The 242-nt window shown below is 57.9% G+C and carries 1 protein-coding gene; it reads right to left on the bottom strand.

The window, feature by feature from the left end; genetic code table 11:
* A partial coding sequence (locus H5114_RS20315) for a cadherin repeat domain-containing protein (protein WP_182723893.1) occupies positions 1-242 on the bottom strand: 242 nt, incomplete at both ends.

Raw genomic sequence — 242 nt, 5'->3', positions numbered from 1 at the left:
TTGGCGACGGCGGCCACGCCCGCTGGGGTCAAGCTGATGACACCGGTCACGGGATCAATCTCAAACCAAGCGTCGTCATTGCCGCTGACGATGCTGTAGGTCACTGGCGTGCCTTCCGGATCGGTCGCAGACACAGTACCGATCACCGTGCTGTCGCTGCTGTTTTCATTGTAGCTAAAGTTGTAGCTGGTTTCGCCCACGGGTGGGGTGAACTCAGGCGCTTCATTGACATCAAGCTCAGT

It is taken from the genome of Shewanella sp. SR43-8, from assembly GCF_014163775.1.
Classification (GTDB): Bacteria; Pseudomonadota; Gammaproteobacteria; order Enterobacterales; family Shewanellaceae; genus Shewanella; species Shewanella vesiculosa.
This window is presented reverse-complemented; position numbering and strand designations above follow the sequence as displayed.